At 70.1% G+C, this 15,021-nt stretch carries 17 protein-coding genes; 4 read left to right on the top strand and 13 right to left on the bottom strand.

Annotated features, from left to right (window positions below; all coding sequences use genetic code 11):
- Nucleotides 1-49: 49 nt before the first annotated feature.
- The 9 genes from ACIRVH_RS44570 to ACIRVH_RS44610 all read right to left on the bottom strand — a co-directional run bounded on the left by ACIRVH_RS44570 (nucleotide 50) and on the right by ACIRVH_RS44610 (nucleotide 7,856).
- A complete protein-coding gene (locus ACIRVH_RS44570) occupies nucleotides 50-835 on the bottom strand; it encodes a hypothetical protein (RefSeq protein ID WP_403966215.1) in 786 nt (261 codons plus the stop codon).
- A 108-nt stretch (nucleotides 836-943) separates the two neighbouring features.
- Complete coding sequence (locus ACIRVH_RS44575) at nucleotides 944-1,576, bottom strand: RNA polymerase sigma factor (protein WP_403966218.1); 633 nt, start codon at nucleotides 1,574-1,576, stop codon at nucleotides 944-946.
- 190 nt (nucleotides 1,577-1,766) lie between these two features.
- The gene (locus ACIRVH_RS44580) at nucleotides 1,767-2,735 is read right to left on the bottom strand and encodes a L,D-transpeptidase (protein WP_403966221.1); all 969 of its coding nucleotides are present in this window, start codon (nucleotides 2,733-2,735) and stop codon (nucleotides 1,767-1,769) included.
- Nucleotides 2,736-2,901: 166 nt separating this feature from the next.
- Nucleotides 2,902-3,294: a hypothetical protein gene (locus ACIRVH_RS44585; RefSeq protein WP_403966224.1), complete on the bottom strand. Its 393-nt coding sequence runs from the start codon at nucleotides 3,292-3,294 to the stop codon at nucleotides 2,902-2,904.
- Between the two features lie 199 nt (nucleotides 3,295-3,493).
- On the bottom strand, nucleotides 3,494-4,234 hold the full coding sequence (locus ACIRVH_RS44590) for a hypothetical protein (protein WP_403966227.1): 741 nt from the start codon (nucleotides 4,232-4,234) through the stop codon (nucleotides 3,494-3,496).
- Between the two features lie 300 nt (nucleotides 4,235-4,534).
- Complete coding sequence (locus ACIRVH_RS44595; protein ID WP_403966230.1) at nucleotides 4,535-5,020, bottom strand: VOC family protein; 486 nt, start codon at nucleotides 5,018-5,020, stop codon at nucleotides 4,535-4,537.
- 174 nt (nucleotides 5,021-5,194) lie between these two features.
- Entirely contained in the window at nucleotides 5,195-6,421 is a 1,227-nt protein-coding gene (locus ACIRVH_RS44600) for a hypothetical protein (protein ID WP_403966232.1), read from the bottom strand.
- A 168-nt stretch (nucleotides 6,422-6,589) separates the two neighbouring features.
- A complete protein-coding gene (locus ACIRVH_RS44605; protein ID WP_403966235.1) occupies nucleotides 6,590-7,132 on the bottom strand; it encodes an SMI1/KNR4 family protein in 543 nt (180 codons plus the stop codon).
- A gap of 85 nt (nucleotides 7,133-7,217) precedes the next feature.
- Nucleotides 7,218-7,856, bottom strand: a complete 639-nt coding sequence (locus ACIRVH_RS44610) for a hypothetical protein (RefSeq protein ID WP_403966239.1) — start codon at nucleotides 7,854-7,856, stop codon at nucleotides 7,218-7,220.
- A gap of 830 nt (nucleotides 7,857-8,686) precedes the next feature.
- Between ACIRVH_RS44610 and ACIRVH_RS44615 the strand changes: the two genes are divergently transcribed.
- A complete protein-coding gene (locus ACIRVH_RS44615) occupies nucleotides 8,687-9,199 on the top strand; it encodes a hypothetical protein (protein WP_403966242.1) in 513 nt (170 codons plus the stop codon).
- Nucleotides 9,200-9,626: 427 nt separating this feature from the next.
- On the opposite strand, the gene ACIRVH_RS44620 is transcribed toward ACIRVH_RS44615, so the two are convergent.
- From ACIRVH_RS44620 to ACIRVH_RS44635, 4 genes are all read right to left on the bottom strand, one after another.
- Nucleotides 9,627-10,013: a hypothetical protein gene (locus ACIRVH_RS44620; RefSeq protein WP_403966245.1), complete on the bottom strand. Its 387-nt coding sequence runs from the start codon at nucleotides 10,011-10,013 to the stop codon at nucleotides 9,627-9,629.
- A 146-nt stretch (nucleotides 10,014-10,159) separates the two neighbouring features.
- On the bottom strand, nucleotides 10,160-10,717 hold the full coding sequence (locus ACIRVH_RS44625) for a hypothetical protein (protein WP_403966248.1): 558 nt from the start codon (nucleotides 10,715-10,717) through the stop codon (nucleotides 10,160-10,162).
- 90 nt (nucleotides 10,718-10,807) lie between these two features.
- Nucleotides 10,808-11,509, bottom strand: coding sequence for a DUF4328 domain-containing protein (locus ACIRVH_RS44630; RefSeq protein ID WP_403966251.1), 702 nt, complete (start codon nucleotides 11,507-11,509; stop codon nucleotides 10,808-10,810).
- A gap of 81 nt (nucleotides 11,510-11,590) precedes the next feature.
- Complete coding sequence (locus ACIRVH_RS44635) at nucleotides 11,591-13,216, bottom strand: glycoside hydrolase family 20 protein (RefSeq protein WP_403966327.1); 1,626 nt, start codon at nucleotides 13,214-13,216, stop codon at nucleotides 11,591-11,593.
- A 166-nt stretch (nucleotides 13,217-13,382) separates the two neighbouring features.
- On the opposite strand from ACIRVH_RS44635, the gene ACIRVH_RS44640 reads away from it, so the two are divergent.
- The 3 genes from ACIRVH_RS44640 to ACIRVH_RS44650 all read left to right on the top strand — a co-directional run bounded on the left by ACIRVH_RS44640 (nucleotide 13,383) and on the right by ACIRVH_RS44650 (nucleotide 15,015).
- Nucleotides 13,383-13,955 carry a 2-oxo-4-hydroxy-4-carboxy-5-ureidoimidazoline decarboxylase gene (locus tag ACIRVH_RS44640; protein ID WP_403966254.1) on the top strand — a complete coding sequence of 191 codons (573 nt, stop codon included), beginning with the start codon at nucleotides 13,383-13,385 and terminating at the stop codon, nucleotides 13,953-13,955.
- Nucleotides 13,956-14,146: 191 nt separating this feature from the next.
- Entirely contained in the window at nucleotides 14,147-14,527 is a 381-nt protein-coding gene (gene sdhC, locus ACIRVH_RS44645; protein WP_361120915.1) for a succinate dehydrogenase, cytochrome b556 subunit, read from the top strand.
- A 5-nt stretch (nucleotides 14,528-14,532) separates the two neighbouring features.
- The gene (locus tag ACIRVH_RS44650) at nucleotides 14,533-15,015 is read left to right on the top strand and encodes a succinate dehydrogenase hydrophobic membrane anchor subunit (RefSeq protein WP_403966257.1); all 483 of its coding nucleotides are present in this window, start codon (nucleotides 14,533-14,535) and stop codon (nucleotides 15,013-15,015) included.
- Nucleotides 15,016-15,021 lie beyond the last annotated feature (6 nt).

The following is a 15,021-nucleotide window of genomic DNA, read 5'->3' on the forward strand; positions in this document are numbered from 1 at the left end:
ATCCTCACGTCGGCAGATGAATCTTCACGTCCGACAGCAGGGAACGCCGTTACTTCTTCGCGCCGGACTTCCCGGAGTTGGCAGAACTGGTGGGCTTTTCGCCCACTTTGCCACTATTGGTGCCATTGCCGCTGTTGCCGCTGTCGGCGCCGCTGTGCCCATTGCCGCCGCTGTGCGTCTTGTCGCCCTTGCCGCTGTTCGTGCCGTCGGCACGCGCGATCCGCTCGGCGCAGTAGCCGGCGACGTTCTCCTCGCCGCCCGCTGCCGCGACGAGCCGCTGCCAGGCCGTCGCGTCCAGGGCCTTGCCGCGGTCCTTGACCTGCTCGTAGGCGCGGCAGTGGGCCAGGGTGTCCTTCGCCTGGGCCGGGTGGTGGGGGCGCGCCGAAGCACCTGCGGACCCAGGAGCGGCCGGCTCCGCGGTCGACCGTCCCGGGGCGCTCGACGAGGGCCGCTTCTGCTGCCCGCCGTCGCCCTTCCCGGATCCCACGGAGTCGATCGCGGCGAAGGCGACGCCGCCCAGCGTGACGCTCGCGAGGAACACCGAGAGCGTGGCCTTCAGCGAGAGCCGGGCGCCGCGCGCCTGCCGGGGTCGCCAGTCGTCCCGGCGCCGGGTCCGCAACGCGTGCGCCCCGGAATCACGGGCGGCGCAGAAGGCGGCCACGGCACGCTGCTCGGCCTCGGGGTCGATACCGCTCGAGGTTCCGCCCCGGCTGAGCGCGGCGCCGAGCCGCGCCTCGAAGGCGGCGTCCCGGTCGGCCGGAGCCGGCCCCAGGACGGTGCCGCCAGGGTGCCCGCGCCGGCGGCCGGGCTCGTCGCCGCTGTGCCGTTCACCCATGTCCGTTCCCGATCCTGTTCCTAGTGCGGCCCGCCCGGCGTCTCGGATCTGCCGGGGGCCTCGCCCCACTGCCTCTGCAGAATCCATACGGCTGGCGGCCGTCAGCGTTCATTTCGACTCCCCCAGCGTCCGGGAGCCGTCATCCGTCACACCTGCGTCCGCCGCGTCCTCGCCGCCCAGCTGGCGGGCGAGCCGCTTCAGCCCCCGATACGCGGCCGTACGGACCGCGCCCGGGCGCTTGCCGAGGACGCGCGCGACGGAGGGACCGTCGAGGCCGACGACCACCCGCAGCAGAACGGCCTCGGCCTGGTCGCGCGGCAGCGACCGGACCAGTTCCAGGGCGCGCTCGGTGGATATGGACTCCAGCGCCTGTTCGTGGGTGCTGTGCGGCCCCGGCAGCTCCAGCATGTCCTGTTCGAGCGCCGTCCCCCGGGGCCGTACCCGCTGCCTGCGCAGGTGGTCCAGCGCCCGGTGCCGGGCGATGGTCGCGGTCCAGCCGCGGAACCCGGCACCGTCTCCCCGGAACCTGCCGAGGTCGCGGGATATCTCCAGCCAGGCGTCGGAGGCCACGTCCTCGGCGTCCTCGCCGACAAGGCCGCGCAGATAGCCGAGCAGGCCCGGCTGCACGATCCGGTAGGCCACCGCGAAGGCGTTCTCGTCACCGTCCTGGGCCCGTGCGACGGCCGCGCCCAATTCCCCGTCGTACGCCTGTACGCGGCGGGGTTCCCTTCCGTGGCCCAAGAACCGTCCTCGTCCGTACCGAGCCCGGGCCGTGCCCGCGCTCGCCTCGAATCCCCATCGTGCGACACGGTCACCCGTGTCCCACGCCCCACGGTCATCAGCGCCGAAGCTCACAGATTTGTCACAGTCGGCGGCGGGCTTCCTGTCGCAGCCCGCCGCGACCTCGGCGATCACGCCCACGGCGCCGCCGTCAGCCGATGGCGACACGCGGATGCGCACCGGGCCGTATCCACCCCATGATCCGGTCCATCGTGGCGCGCGGCACGGACACACAACCGGCGGTCGCGCCGTTCCCGTTGACGTGCAGGAAGATTCCGGCGCCGCGCCCGGGCGTGGCGGGCCACCGGTTGAAGTTGATGACGAGGGCCTTGGCGTACTGGGTCGGGTAGTTGATCAGATGCTCGCTGCCCCGGTCACCGGCCTCGGTGAGCGGGAAGTCGGCGCCCGCCGCACTGTGCATCGAGTTGTAGAACTTCGACTGGGGGTCCTCCACCCACCAGTCGGAGCTGTTGACGACGTGGTACGGCATGCTCGTCCCGCCCGCTTGGACACCGAACCCCTCGGTGATGGTGTACGTCCCGGAAGGCGTGGTGTACGTCCCCTGCTGCCGTGTCGCCCCGTTCGTGACGCCGTTGGAGCCGACCCGGCCGGCACTGGTGCTGAACTGCGCCTTCCAGCCCGAGGCCCCCTTGGCCCAGGCGGTGACGGTGGCGTACGAGCCGCTCGCCTTCACGGTGATGAGCTGGGTGGCGTCACCCGGGGAGGCGGGAACGGGGAAGTTCGGGGCGGCGTGGGCGGCGGGCGGGGCGGTGGTGGCCCGCGGGGTGGCGGCCGCACCGGGGGCGGCACTCGCCGAGGCGACGGCGTCGCCCTTTCCCTCGCCCTTGGCCTTGGCAGAGGCGGAGGCGGAGGCGGAAGCGGACTTCGACGGCGAGGGCGACGCGGACGAGGATGACGGTGACGATGACGTCAGGGAGGTACCCGGCGCTTCCGTCCCGTCCGTCGCCCCGACCGCGACACTGCCGGACCCGCCCTCCGCCTTCCCGTCTCCACCGTCCCCACCTGGACCTCCACAGGCCGACGCCATCAGGAGGACACCGGCGACGGCCGGAGCGGCGACGAAGCACGTACGGGCACGGGAACGCGAAGAGGGCAGCACGAAGAGACCCTTCGATGGGCAGCGGGAAGCAGAGGCACGGCCTGAGAAACGGCGGCCGACCGGAACGAGGGCCGGTTATACAGCAGCGGTGAGCACCTGGACGACTGAGGCGACGAACCGGACTCCGCGCACAAACCGCCCGTCCGACCGCCGGAGTGCGCGCCGGTCAGTCGGCTGCGCGGCGCGCCCGCCCGTGCAGGGTCAGCCAGAAGGTCTGCAACGAGTCCTCCGGACCGCCCACCTCGAAACGGTTGAGCACCCTGCCCAGCGGGTTCCACACCCGCCCGTCCGGCATGCGGACACCCACCGGCTGCCCGAAGTAGGCGCGCTGCTCGGCGTCGAAGTCCACCCACGCCGCCCCCGCGCGGCGCACGAGCACCTCACCGACGTACGCCCCCAGCCCGAACAGCGCGTCCCGTGCCCGCTCCCGGTCGGCGCCGCCCTTGCGCAGCCCGTCGATCAGGAAGTCCACGACCCGCAGGCTGCGCTCGGAGTAGTCCAGCGGCAGCCGGGTGCGGGTGGTGGCACGGGCGACGAAGGCAGCCGCGCACGCACGCATCTCACCTGGGCACGGTCGCGTGTCCACTCCACCCATGACAACGTTCCCCCTTCGCTCGGATAGGGGGAGCAGGACCTCGTTCCCCCGTCCACCAAGCGGAATCTGACTCTCCAACATCACAGGTCACTGGAGTGTCAATCGCCACATGGGTACTCACACCGGATGTACAACCTTCTTACCCTGCGGTGCGTCGCACAGCTCACTTCACACCGGACGGCAGGGCCAAGTGCCCGCTGAACGCACCACGGTTGTCGGCTCTTGCCTCCTGACTCACCGTGATGTCCCCACCCTGGAACGGCACATGAAACGCGAACGCGTACCGATGTGCCGCGACCCGGTACCCATGCGCAGCGCCCTCCAGATCCCACCTCTCGGTGAAGCTCTTGAGCGTGATCCGACCGTCCGTCGCCGTCACACCCGCCTTGCGCAACTGCGCCAGCGTGGGCTCCACTTCACGCACGGCCCGCCGGAGCGCGGGACGGCCGCGGGCATCCGACAACCGCCACCCGGACGCACTCACCTGCAGCCGTACGCCCGCTCCCGTACGACTCACCGTCGCACTCTTCGCGTACGCGGCGAACGCGTCCAGCTCGGCCAAGGGGTCCTCGACGTCATTGGCGATGTCGGGCTCGGAGAGCGCCCCCTCCCTCCACCCCTCGGCACCCTCCTTGACGTAGCCGGTGCCGCCGACGACGTACACCACCTCGGGCTTGCGCTCCCCCTTGCTGGTGGTGATCGTGCCGGTCTGCTGGAGCGCGACGGGGACGGTGGTCCGGTGCACGGTCGCGGCGTACGTCGCTCCGGACGGCGCCTGCCCCTGCATGACGGCGGACTCGCTGCCCCGCAGGGCGAACGTCCACCCCTTTTCGGCACCCATGGCCTCCCGGGCGCGAGCGACGAACTGCGCAGCGCTCTTCGGCTCCGGCCTCGCCTTCGGCATGGCCTTCGGCTCGGATCCCGCCTGCGCGGGCTTCGAGGAAGTGTGCCGCCCCGCCGGCCTGCGCTCGCCTCCCTGCGCCGAACAACCTGCCGACACGGCCACGGCAACCGCGACCGACACAACACCGAGGACACGACGCCCACTCGGGCAGGGGGATGTTCCGATTCCGGGCAGCACGAATCAACCCTTCAACAGAGTCGGTGAGTTCGATGGGGGCCCGGTTATACAACAGCGGCGGAGAGGACGGCGAGCGTTCGGATGAACTGGAGCGAACGGGGCAGAGCGGGCTTAGTGACCCAGTCACCCGGCGGCGGCCAGGCGGCGCAGAAGCTCCTCCTGCGAGACGTCTTCGACATGGGTCAGAAATACCCACATGTGACCGGAAGGGTCCTTGAGAATGACGGTGCGGTCACCGTGGAACATGTCCTTCGGCGGCTGGATGATCTCAGCGCCGGCGGCTTCCGCGCGCTCCGCCAGGCTGTCGACGTCCGGCACGAAGACATGCAGCGTGACGGACGTGCCTCCGCCGAGCGAGGTCGGCGGGGCGAAGGAGGCAGCCTCCGCCTCGCCCACGCTGGCGTCGCCCAGCATCAGGACCGACTGTCCGATGGTGATCTCGGCGTGCAGAATCCCGCCGCCCGGAGCATCGATCCTGAAGTCCTCACGGGCACCGAACGCCCGCTGGTAGAAATCGATCGCCGCGGCGGCGTCATCGACCATGATGTGCGGGATCACCGCGTAGCGGTAGCGGTCGGGGATCTCGACATGGGCTGCGTGCTCGGTCACGGCGAACCTCCTCGAAAGACACCGCTGGTCGGTTCCTGCGGCTCTGGAAGGAACCTAAAAGCTCAAGTTTGATTGAGGTCAAGCGAAGGCGGGGGCGGCCAGGGCCGCAGGCACGGCACAGGCGTGGTGATCTGTTCGCCCTCATCCGCCCACCACGGCGTGCCTACGTCCGGCTCAGCCATCGGCGCCGGGTGAGCGAATGGCAGACCTGGCGTCGGCGAACCCGCACACAGCCACCGTCGCCACCAGGAATGCCGCCGCCGCCGACAGCAGCGTGACCTCGTAGTAGGACCGGGGAGTCAGCCAGGCAGCCAGGCAGGCGGCGCCGGTTCCGGCCAGGACGGCGCATCCCAGTCTCCGGGCCAGCAGGAGGCCTGGGGGAGGTTGTCCGTCCGGAGGCCCGAAGGACCCGTCCACCGTCTTCCGTGCCTCGGCCAGAACGTCGCGTGCGGCCAACACGCACGCCGTCGCAGCCGTCACCAGGGCCACGCTCGCCGCCAGCTGCGGTGTCCCGAACAACACGCCGTACCGCACGGCCAACGCGGGCACGAAGAAGAGGCTCAGCCAGTAGCGCAGTACGTGCTGCAGGAACGCGAGCGTCAGTCCGCGTCGGGCGGGCCTTCCCTCCAGCCGGGACGCCACCCGGCGCAGACTCACCAGCAGGACGGCGGCCGCCAGCGCGAGCGGCAGGCGCTCGGGCAGTCGGCCCAGGCTGTAGAGCAGGGCGGTGTCGTACACGACCAGGACGAGCACTCCCAGAGCGCCCAGGGAGCCGATGAACACCAGCAGCCCGGGCACCGAGGCGGGAGTCCGGGTCGTTCCCCTGTCACGGGCCGCGCAGAGAGCGACAAGGATCGGCGTGAGGACGGCCGCGACGGACCGTACGACAAGGTCGTCGACCGTGTACGGATTGCGCAGATCCCACTCGACCAGACAGAACACGGCCGTGTACGACACCGACGCCAGCGGCAGCGCGGCGGAGCGGGCGATGCGTCGGTACAGGTCGGCGTCCAGCCAGCGCATCACGGTGGCGAACGCCAGGAGAACGAAAGGCAGTTCCAGAAAGGCCTGCACCCGCAGCACGCTCGGGGCGAGAAGCCCGGGCGCGGGGAAGTGCCCGGCCAGGTGGCGCAGGGCGGGATTCCGCGACGCCAGATCGAACCACCCGGCGGGCAGATACCGCGCGACGAACGACGGGTCCCCGTCGTGGACGCGCAGGACGTAGACGGTGAACAGCACCTGGTTGACGTAGATGAGCGCGGTGGTGATGGCCAGCGCAACGAACGGCGACACGGAGCGACCTGTCGCGCTGGAATCCCCGGTGCGGCCGAGGCCCCGCAGGGCGAGCGCGAGGGCCGACGCGGCCGACGCGATCACCGCGGAGTCCACGAGTGCTTTCACGGCCCTACCTCAGCTTCAACGGATTTACGCTTGACCCTCTTTCGGCAACAGATCGCCGTCGATGTCGCTCATACGCGACGAACTGGTTCCGGCTCAATGGCGATCGCCCCCCGGGAGTCCCGGGGGCGATCGTTTTCCACCTGCGGCAGGGGCGGGCTTGGCTCCCGATCAGTCGATGCGGTCGCTCAGGCCCAGCACCTGCGGGTTTTCGCCGGGGAAGTTCCTGGGCATGCCCGGCACGTCGATGGTGCGCCCGTACACGCCGGCCAGGAACTCGACGGCTCCGACCGGGAACTCGATCCACTCGGCGTTGTCCGTGCGGACGACCACCGGCCATGCGTCCGGGTCCGCAGGGCTCGTCTTCCAGTAGAAGGAATCCCCCGAATTGGACTCCGCCCAGGAGATCAGACCCCCGGGCTGCGGGAAGGGAACGTAGTCCTCGGTGTCGCCCATCTCGTACAGATCCTGAAGGATTTCATCCTCTCTGACCCCGGACGCCCATGCCGCCTCACGGCCGGGCGGCGGAGCCGACACCGTCAGGAAATCGTCGACGACCAGCACCGGGTATGCCTCCGCCAGAGCGCGGAAGTCCGAGGGCAGCGCCGTCCCGAGGGCCGCCTCGAGGGCGGCCCAATCCACGCTGCGCCCCGCCGTCACACGCCACGGCGTCATCGCCGGAAGCGCGGCCTCCAGCGCTTCGACCCTCTGCATCTCGTCCGCCGATCCACGCACAGTTGTCACTTCGTACGCCTACATGGTGCCGCTGGGAAGCGTAGGCACAGCGGGCTCCGGTCCCTCAGCCTGCTGCGTCGACCACCGGGTCCTCATAGATGAGTCGGCCGATCTCGCGGCCGACGTACGGGCGTGGCCGCCCCGGAGGAAGCGCCGGCGCGACGACCCGAAAGACGCTGCGCAGCGCGTCCCCCGTGTAGTCGGGAAGGTGATCCGTAGCTCTCAACCACACGCTTCCCGTGGGCAGTTCCTCCACCACCGTAGAGGCACCCGACTCGCGCAGTCGAGCGACGCCGCCGAGGCGATCGGCGATGCGGGCGGAGCACACGGTCACCCAGGGGTATCCACGGAGCACATTCTCGCTCTCCTGAATCCCCTTCAGCGGGCTGAGCCCCAGCCGGTCCTCCAGCATCGTTTCCCCACCGTGACCGCCGTCATCGGTGACACAGCCAAAAGTGATCGGAACCCTCAGCGCAAAACGCCTCAGGTGCTCGACTGCGGAATCCACATCCAGTGACGAAATGATCCTACGACACGAGTCCGCGCCGGGCTCTCCAACCCCGTATTCCACCCGTAGCCGATGCCATTCACCGTCCTCGCTGACAGACTGAACGGAAACCTTGGCCTGACTCGCCCCGTATCGGCGCCCCTGGTCACTCAGTTCCAGAATCCAGAATTCACTGTCCGCGGGCCGCTTGGCCACCCTCGCGAGAAATTTGCTCCAATTCTCTTCGGACCAGGCCTTCCGGACCCGCACCCTACCCCATAGCGGGTCCTGCTCGGTCAGCGAGGCCCATGTACCACCGGGGGCCCAGCACACTCTCACCCTTTTTCGGAATGCGCAGTTCGGGACCGTTCCGCAGGCCACGGAGGAGCGGGGGAAAAAGCCCCTCGGCGGCCGTTTCGAACCACTCGACCGCAAGCCCGGAGATATCCGTGTCCGATGCCCGCAGGTCAATCTCGACTCTCACTACTTGCTCCTTACCGCCAACACAACCCGGCAGGCCATCCCGTTACCGGAACGCATGATCCTCGGATCAGAATACAGGCACGAAAGGTACTGTTGGAAAAGCGGGGAATGGGGTGAAGGGTTTACTCGGATCGACCTCCGGCATGCGGAGGTTGTCGTGCAGCCAGTCGCGAATCTTCTCGGTCACGGGGACCTCCTGCGGCACCGACTTGGGCTCCGGCTGCTTCACCCGGTCACCGTATGTCCGGTCGTACAGAATCACCCCGGTAGGTCCGCCCCCGCCGTATGGATCGGTGAGCCCAGCCGCCGAGCAGACGAAGCGGAAACGTCTGGCTCACCTGATGGCGGGCAGGCCGGACGTAGTGGCGCCGCGGTTGTAATCACGCAGGTGACGGCATGTCAATTGAGCTCGCAGATCACGACAGTTCCCCCATCGCGGGAAATCGGCGCCCGGTTTGTCCACTCGCTGGCGCGCCTTGTCCGGCATCCTGTATAAGAGCCCGGATCCGGGAATTTAGGCGCACGTCCACGAATTCCGAGCGGCCGATTCAAAGGGACTTCTCATGGGCGCTGAAGAGCGGGAAATGGCGGCGGAAACGGCCGAGAACGGGGAGAACGGCGGGAATTCCGGACCCGGTGACAGGGTGCACGCGCCCCGCCCGGACCGCACCGGCCTGCTCATCGGCGGCGCCCTGCTGGCCGTCTGCAGCGGGCTCGTCCTCTACGGCGTGCTCGACACCGCCGACAAGCCGGCGAAGCCCCCGGTCCCCACGGCCGCCGTCACCTACGAGGTCACGGGAAAGGGCACCGCCGACATCGCCTACCAGGGCCGCAGCGAGGCCGGGACGGCGACCGTCGACCGTGCCGTCGCGCTGCCGTGGAGGAAGACCGTTCAGGTGCCGCTCGGCAAGCCGCCGCTGGTCTCGATCACGCTGGGCGAGAAGGGCGGCCAGGCCAGCTGCTCACTCGCCGTCCGCGGCAGGCACGTCCAGACAGCCTCCGCGTACGGCAGATTCGGCCGCGCCACCTGCCAGGCCGAACTGAACTCACCCGAGCCGTCGGGGGCTGCCGGGTGAAGGCGACGGGGACGGCGCGCCGGGGCCGCCGAGCGGCCTGTCCGGGGAGCGGCGGCGCCGCCCCGTCGCGGGCGAGGACGGCACCCCGACGTGCCTGCCGAGCAACAGCACCGGGCAGGGCCACGCGCGGACGGCGGAGCCGAGCAGGACGGCTCTCGGGGCGCCGACGGCCGTGCCGCCGAGGACGACCCTGACACGCAGACAGCGACGCCGAGCAAGACGACCCTCAGGCCACCGACAGCCCCGGCACCGACGACGACCCTGACGCGCAAACGGCGAGGCCGAGCAAGACGAACCCTCAGGCCGCCGAGCAAGGCGGCTCTCGGGGCGCCGGCGGTCGTAGCACCGGGGACGGCCCTGACGCCGTGGTGGCTGCCTGTTCCGGCCGGCCGGGGTCCGCTCGTCCGAGAGAGGCCCCGCCGGGTGTTCACGCGGAGGCGGTCGCGTCGCGGCAGAGCAGACGCAGGGAGCCCTGGCCGGCGAAGCAGCGGCGGGCCTCCTCGACGGGGTCCCACAACTTGCCGTCGGGTGTGCGGATCCAGTGGTCGCCGCCGGTCGACCACCACTCGGCGCCGGTCTGGCGGACGATGACCTCGCCGGCGTAGGCGCCGAAGCCGCGCAGCACGTTCTCGACCGCCGGGTACGGCGGATCCTCGCGGCGGATGTCCTCGATCATCCGGTCCACCCGCCACAGACTCTGTGCCGAGTAGTCGAGCCGCACCCGCGCGCCCTCGCGCATGGTCGCCACCGCGTCGGCCGCCCACCGGACGGGCTTCGCCGCTGCGTGCGGCCTGGTCTCCTGCTGCTCTGTCACGTACTGCGCTGTCACATAGGGAGAAGCGGGCGGGGCCCGGCATCCGTCACCCGGATCGGGCCAGGTTCCCCAACCGGTGCAGGACCGCCCCACCGCCACCGCACGACAGCCACGGGACTCCCCCAGAACCGGGGTTTGAACTCCGGTCAGCCACGGCTGCGGGCCCGGCGGGACACGACCGCCTGCAGTATCCGGCGGCCCTCGATCGAGACGTCCAGGGCGCGGCGCAGCCCGTTCGAGCCGTGCTCGGCGAGGAGTTCCAGGACGACGACCTGGCGGCGCAGCTCGGCGGCGACGAGCGGGGACGCGTCCGAGGCGCCGCCCTCGCGCCCTGCCTCCGGGTCGTCGGCCTCCGAACTGCCGCCCGCGGCCGGGTCGAGGAGCCGGTGGATGCGCAGGGAGGCGACGGAGCAGGCGTCGGCCCAGGCCCGTATCGCCTCGGCGGTGCGGTCGGCCGGGGCCGCGTCCAGCATGCGGTGGGCGAGCTGCTCGGCCTCGTCCTCGCCGGCCTGCGCCGGACCGAGCGCGCCTCGCGCCTTCTCCAGACCGGCGACCCACTCGGAGCCGTCGGCGAGGCTCGCCCACAACGGGCGCAGCACCTCGTCGTCACCGCCCAGCAAGGGCACGCACCGGTCCAAACAAGCCAGCCCACTGGCAGCCAGTCCGCGTTCGTCGGCCTGAGCGATCAGTTCCACCAGGCTCATGAAGCCTCCCTCGCCAGGGCGCCGCCTTTACGGAGCCCGCACTTCCCCTAACTGCGTGCGACGGCGAGAGAGTGTCACAGCAGGGGGTTTTCAGCCAAGAGCTGGGACAAACACAGGTCCTGCGAGGGCCTTCTCGTGCTGCATGCGGGTGAGCCGCAGCACGAGAAGGGCGGCGAGGACGGCGGCCAGGACGTCGACACCGTCGGCGATCATGACGTGCAGTGCGGCGTCCCGGATCGCCGGGGCGGTGCGCGCCGCGTCGTACTCGCTCTGCATGAGTCGGCCGACGCCGGTGGAGAGCAGCCAGAACCCCCACCAGGCGTTGATCAGCCAGTGCCGCGCCCGCACGCCGACGGGTTGGCTGGCGTCCCAGACGTCCAGGGCGATCCGCCGCGGGAAGTAGAAGTTCGCGATGGGCACCACCCAGCCGGCGATGGTCCACGCGCGCGCCTTGCTGTGCCCGTCGGGACTGAACACCTCGGCGTTCACCCGCACCCGGTAGAACCAGACCAGGAACACGACCGCGCAGACCAGCCAGAGCATGCCCTGTGCGCCGCCCGCCGCCGAGTACAGAGTGTCCGCCCGGTCGGCGCGCCCGGAGAGGTGCTTGCCGAGGACGCCGGTGCCCGCCGCGAGGTCGTCCGCCACGCGGTACACGTTCAGACCGGCCACGACGGCCGCCAGGTCGGTCAGGACGACCAGGCCGAGAAGCACGGCGGTGGCCCTGCCGAGCCCGATCGGCGAACGCAGCCGGGCGCCCTTCGTGCCGGCTCTCATGGCATCGCTGCTCATGGTGAATCCCCCCGTGTGCCCCAGGTGCGTCGTGGCACGCGGAACATACGGTTCACCAGCCTGACATGTCCACCTGAGGAATCAACCCAGCCGGTCCGCCAGCTGCTTGAACTGCGCCCAGGACAGAGCGGGGGTACGCGGGTCCCACAGCTTCTGCACGGTGGCCCGCAGCGGCATCCGGATACCGGCCGCGACCTGGTCCTGCGTCTGGGCGCCTGCGATGTCGCTCCACACCGCGAAGGACCCGCCGAGAATCTGCCCGTCGTAGCTCGCCGGTACGGCGCTCGTGCCGCGCAGCACCCGCGGGTTCCACTGCTCGTAGATGCGCTGCCCGGTCGGGTAGACGAAGGTCTGCGGCTGCCCGAGGACGTAGTACAGGAACTCGTCGTTGTAGTTGAGCACCTTGCGGCCCGCGCTCAGGTACTCCACCGGCTGCCGGGCGCCGATCTCCTTGCCGGTCCAGTAGGCGACCTGGAGGTCCTTGGCGGGCTGCACCGACGTGTTGCGGAAGAAGCCGTCGTTCCAGGCCCGCATGGTCCGGTCGTGGGCGCGCACGGTGGCGGCCCGGTCGTTCAGCCAGCCGGTGGCGAGGTCGGCGACGGTCGCGCCGGAGCCGTACTTCTGCCGGGCGGCGGCCGCCAGCTGCGGATACGACGCCTGCGGGTTCGCCACGGTCAGCGCCTGGTACTCGTCGCCGCCGAGGTGCCACTGGTCGCCCGTGAACAGCCCGGCGTACTCATTGAGCAGGTCGTCGACGATCTTCGCGGAGGCGGGCTTGGAGATGTCGATCGCGCCCCGGGTCGCCACTCCGTTCACGTTGCGCAGCTGCAGGTCCGGATGGGCGGCGAGGACCGCGCCGAGATGCCCGGGCGAGTCGATCTCGGGCACCACGGTGATGTGCCGGGCGGCCGCGAGGCCGACGATCTGCTTGACCTGCGCCTTGGTCAGGTGGTCCTTGGAGACGATCTCGGGATGGGTGCTGGACTCGATCCGGAAGCCCTGGTCGTCGGAGAAGTGCAGCCCCAGCTCGTTGAACTTCAGGTCTCCCAGCTCGCGTATCCGGTCCTCGATCCAGGACGCGGTGTACGGCTTGCGCGCGATGTCCAGCATGAAGCCGCGCCGCGGCTTGGCGGGCTCGTCCCGTACGACGCCCTCCGGCGCCGTACCGCCGCCGTGGACCTCCTGTTTGAGGGTGCGGGTGCCGTAGAAGACGCCCGCGTCGCCCGGGCCGCTTATGTCGACCCGCCCGCCGCGCACGGTCATCGTGTACGACTCCGGGTTCCCGCCCCCGCTGCCCAGCGTCAGCCGCAGATCGCCGGCCCGGACGTCGTTCTTCTCCCCCGCGTACGACAGCCCCAGTTCACCGGCGATCAGCCGCCCCTCGTCGGCCAGTTCCGGATCGCTCACCACCACCCGCTCGCCCCGCTGCGCCCGCCAGCCGGGACCGCGGGCCGGGGTGTGGGAGCGCACCGCGGGTATGGTCCGCGGCGCCTGGGAGAGCGGATAGGACCGGCTGGGCGAGGGACTGCTCTGCGTGGCGGCATGACCGGACGCCGCACCGGAGGTGCGGTCCGACGGCGCCTGCGCCGCGCTCCCCGCCGGTTTCCCGCCACCGCCGCCGTCCGCCGAGGCCCACACGCCGACGCCCACACCGAGCGCGACGGTCCCCGCGAACGCGGCGGCCACGACCGCCCGCTTCCGCCTCACCTGCTGCGCCGAGGCCCGGCGCCTGTGCTGGCTCACCCAGCCAACGTACGTCCGATCGAGGGTTCGTCCGTCACCGAGACGTTCCGAAACTCTCCCGTTCGAGTGAAATTCGGGCATCCGTCGTACACAGAGTGACCACTCTCGATAACGTGATGACACACCTTTCATGGCATCCCCTGCCACACCGCATGTGACACGAGGACCCACGCTGCCTGCGCACCGTCTCCCGTACCTCCCCAAACCGCTGGACGCCTTCAACGTCGCACCCGCCGACGAGGCTCGCGCCCTGCTCCTGCACTGCCTGCGCAGCCTGCACTGGTCCCGCCGCCTGACCGAGCACCGCCCCTACCCCGACCTGGACTCCCTCCTGGCGGCGGCGGACGAGGCGGCGTACGACCTGTCGCCGGGGGATCTGACCGAGGCGCTGGCGAGCGAGTCGCTGCCCGAGCTGCCGGAGGACACATACTCCGCCGCCCACACGGCTCTGAGCGCGGCCCACGCGGCCTATGAGGCCCGATTCGGACACGTTTTCGTCATCTATCTGGGTGATTGTCCTCGCGAGGAGGCGCTCGACCGCATCCTCGAAGGCATCCGATCACGATTGACGAACGATCCGGAGGAAGAACGGGTGGTGGCAGCCGAGGAACTCCGGCGCCTCGCAAGCAGCAGGCTGGCAACTCGCCTGAGGGCCGCGGGGAACTGTACGACCAGCCACAACGCCCCCGCACCCGGCAAATAGCCGGACAGGCCACCCCAGTAGCCGCAGGGCAATAGCCCATCCGATGCCAGTTTGATCACACAGGTAGGCCCCCCGTAAGCGGCGGCGCACCGCATGGATACGATGCTGAGGGCCGGTGGACCGTACCCGGCCGGGCCCGACCGACACCGAAGCCGGCGCGGCCCTAGTCCCCGCTCCCGGAGGGTTCTTCCGTGCCGGCTGGAACGCTGTACCGCGGCCGGGAAGGAATGTGGTCCTGGGTGGCTCATCGAGTCACCGGCGTCCTCATCTTCTTCTTCCTGTTCGTTCACGTGCTGGACACCGCACTCGTCCGTGTCTCCCCCGAGGACTACGACAAGGTCGTAGCCACGTACAAGACTCCGATCGTCGCGCTGCTGGAGTACGGCCTCGTCGCCGCCATCCTCTTCCACGCGCTCAACGGTCTGCGCGTCATCGCCGTCGACTTCTGGTCGAAGGGCCCGCGCTACCAGAAGCAGATGCTCTGGACCGTCGTCGGTGTCTGGGTCGTCCTGATGATCGGTGCGATCTACCCCGTCCTCGGCCACGCCGCTCGTGTTCTGTTCGGGAGCTGAGGCCCATGTCCACGACTGAAACCACCGCGTCCGGCGTCGGCCCCGTCGAGGGTGCCCCCGTCTACAGCGTCGAGAACCCGGCCCCGCTCATCGAGGCGCCGCGCAAGCGGACCAAGAAGACCCCGAAGTCCACGCGGGGCAACTTCGAGATGGCGGCCTGGCTGTTCATGCGCCTGTCCGGCGTCGTGCTGGTCGTCCTCGTCCTCGGCCACCTGCTGATCCAGCTCGTGCTGGACGGCGGCGTCTCCAAGATCGGCTTCGCCTTCGTGGCCGGCCGCTGGGCGTCCCCGTTCTGGCAGGTCTGGGATCTGCTGATGCTCTGGCTCGCCATGCTGCACGGCGCCAACGGCCTGCGCACGGTCATCAACGACTACGCGGAGCGCGCGAACACCCGGCTGTGGCTCAAGGGCCTGCTCTACACCGCCACGGTGTTCACCATCCTGCTGGGCACGCTGGTGATCTTCACCTTCGACCCGAACATCCGCTAGGCACGG

The organism is Streptomyces sp. NPDC101165 (genome assembly GCF_044768135.1).
In the GTDB taxonomy this organism is placed as follows: Bacteria; Actinomycetota; Actinomycetes; order Streptomycetales; family Streptomycetaceae; genus Streptomyces.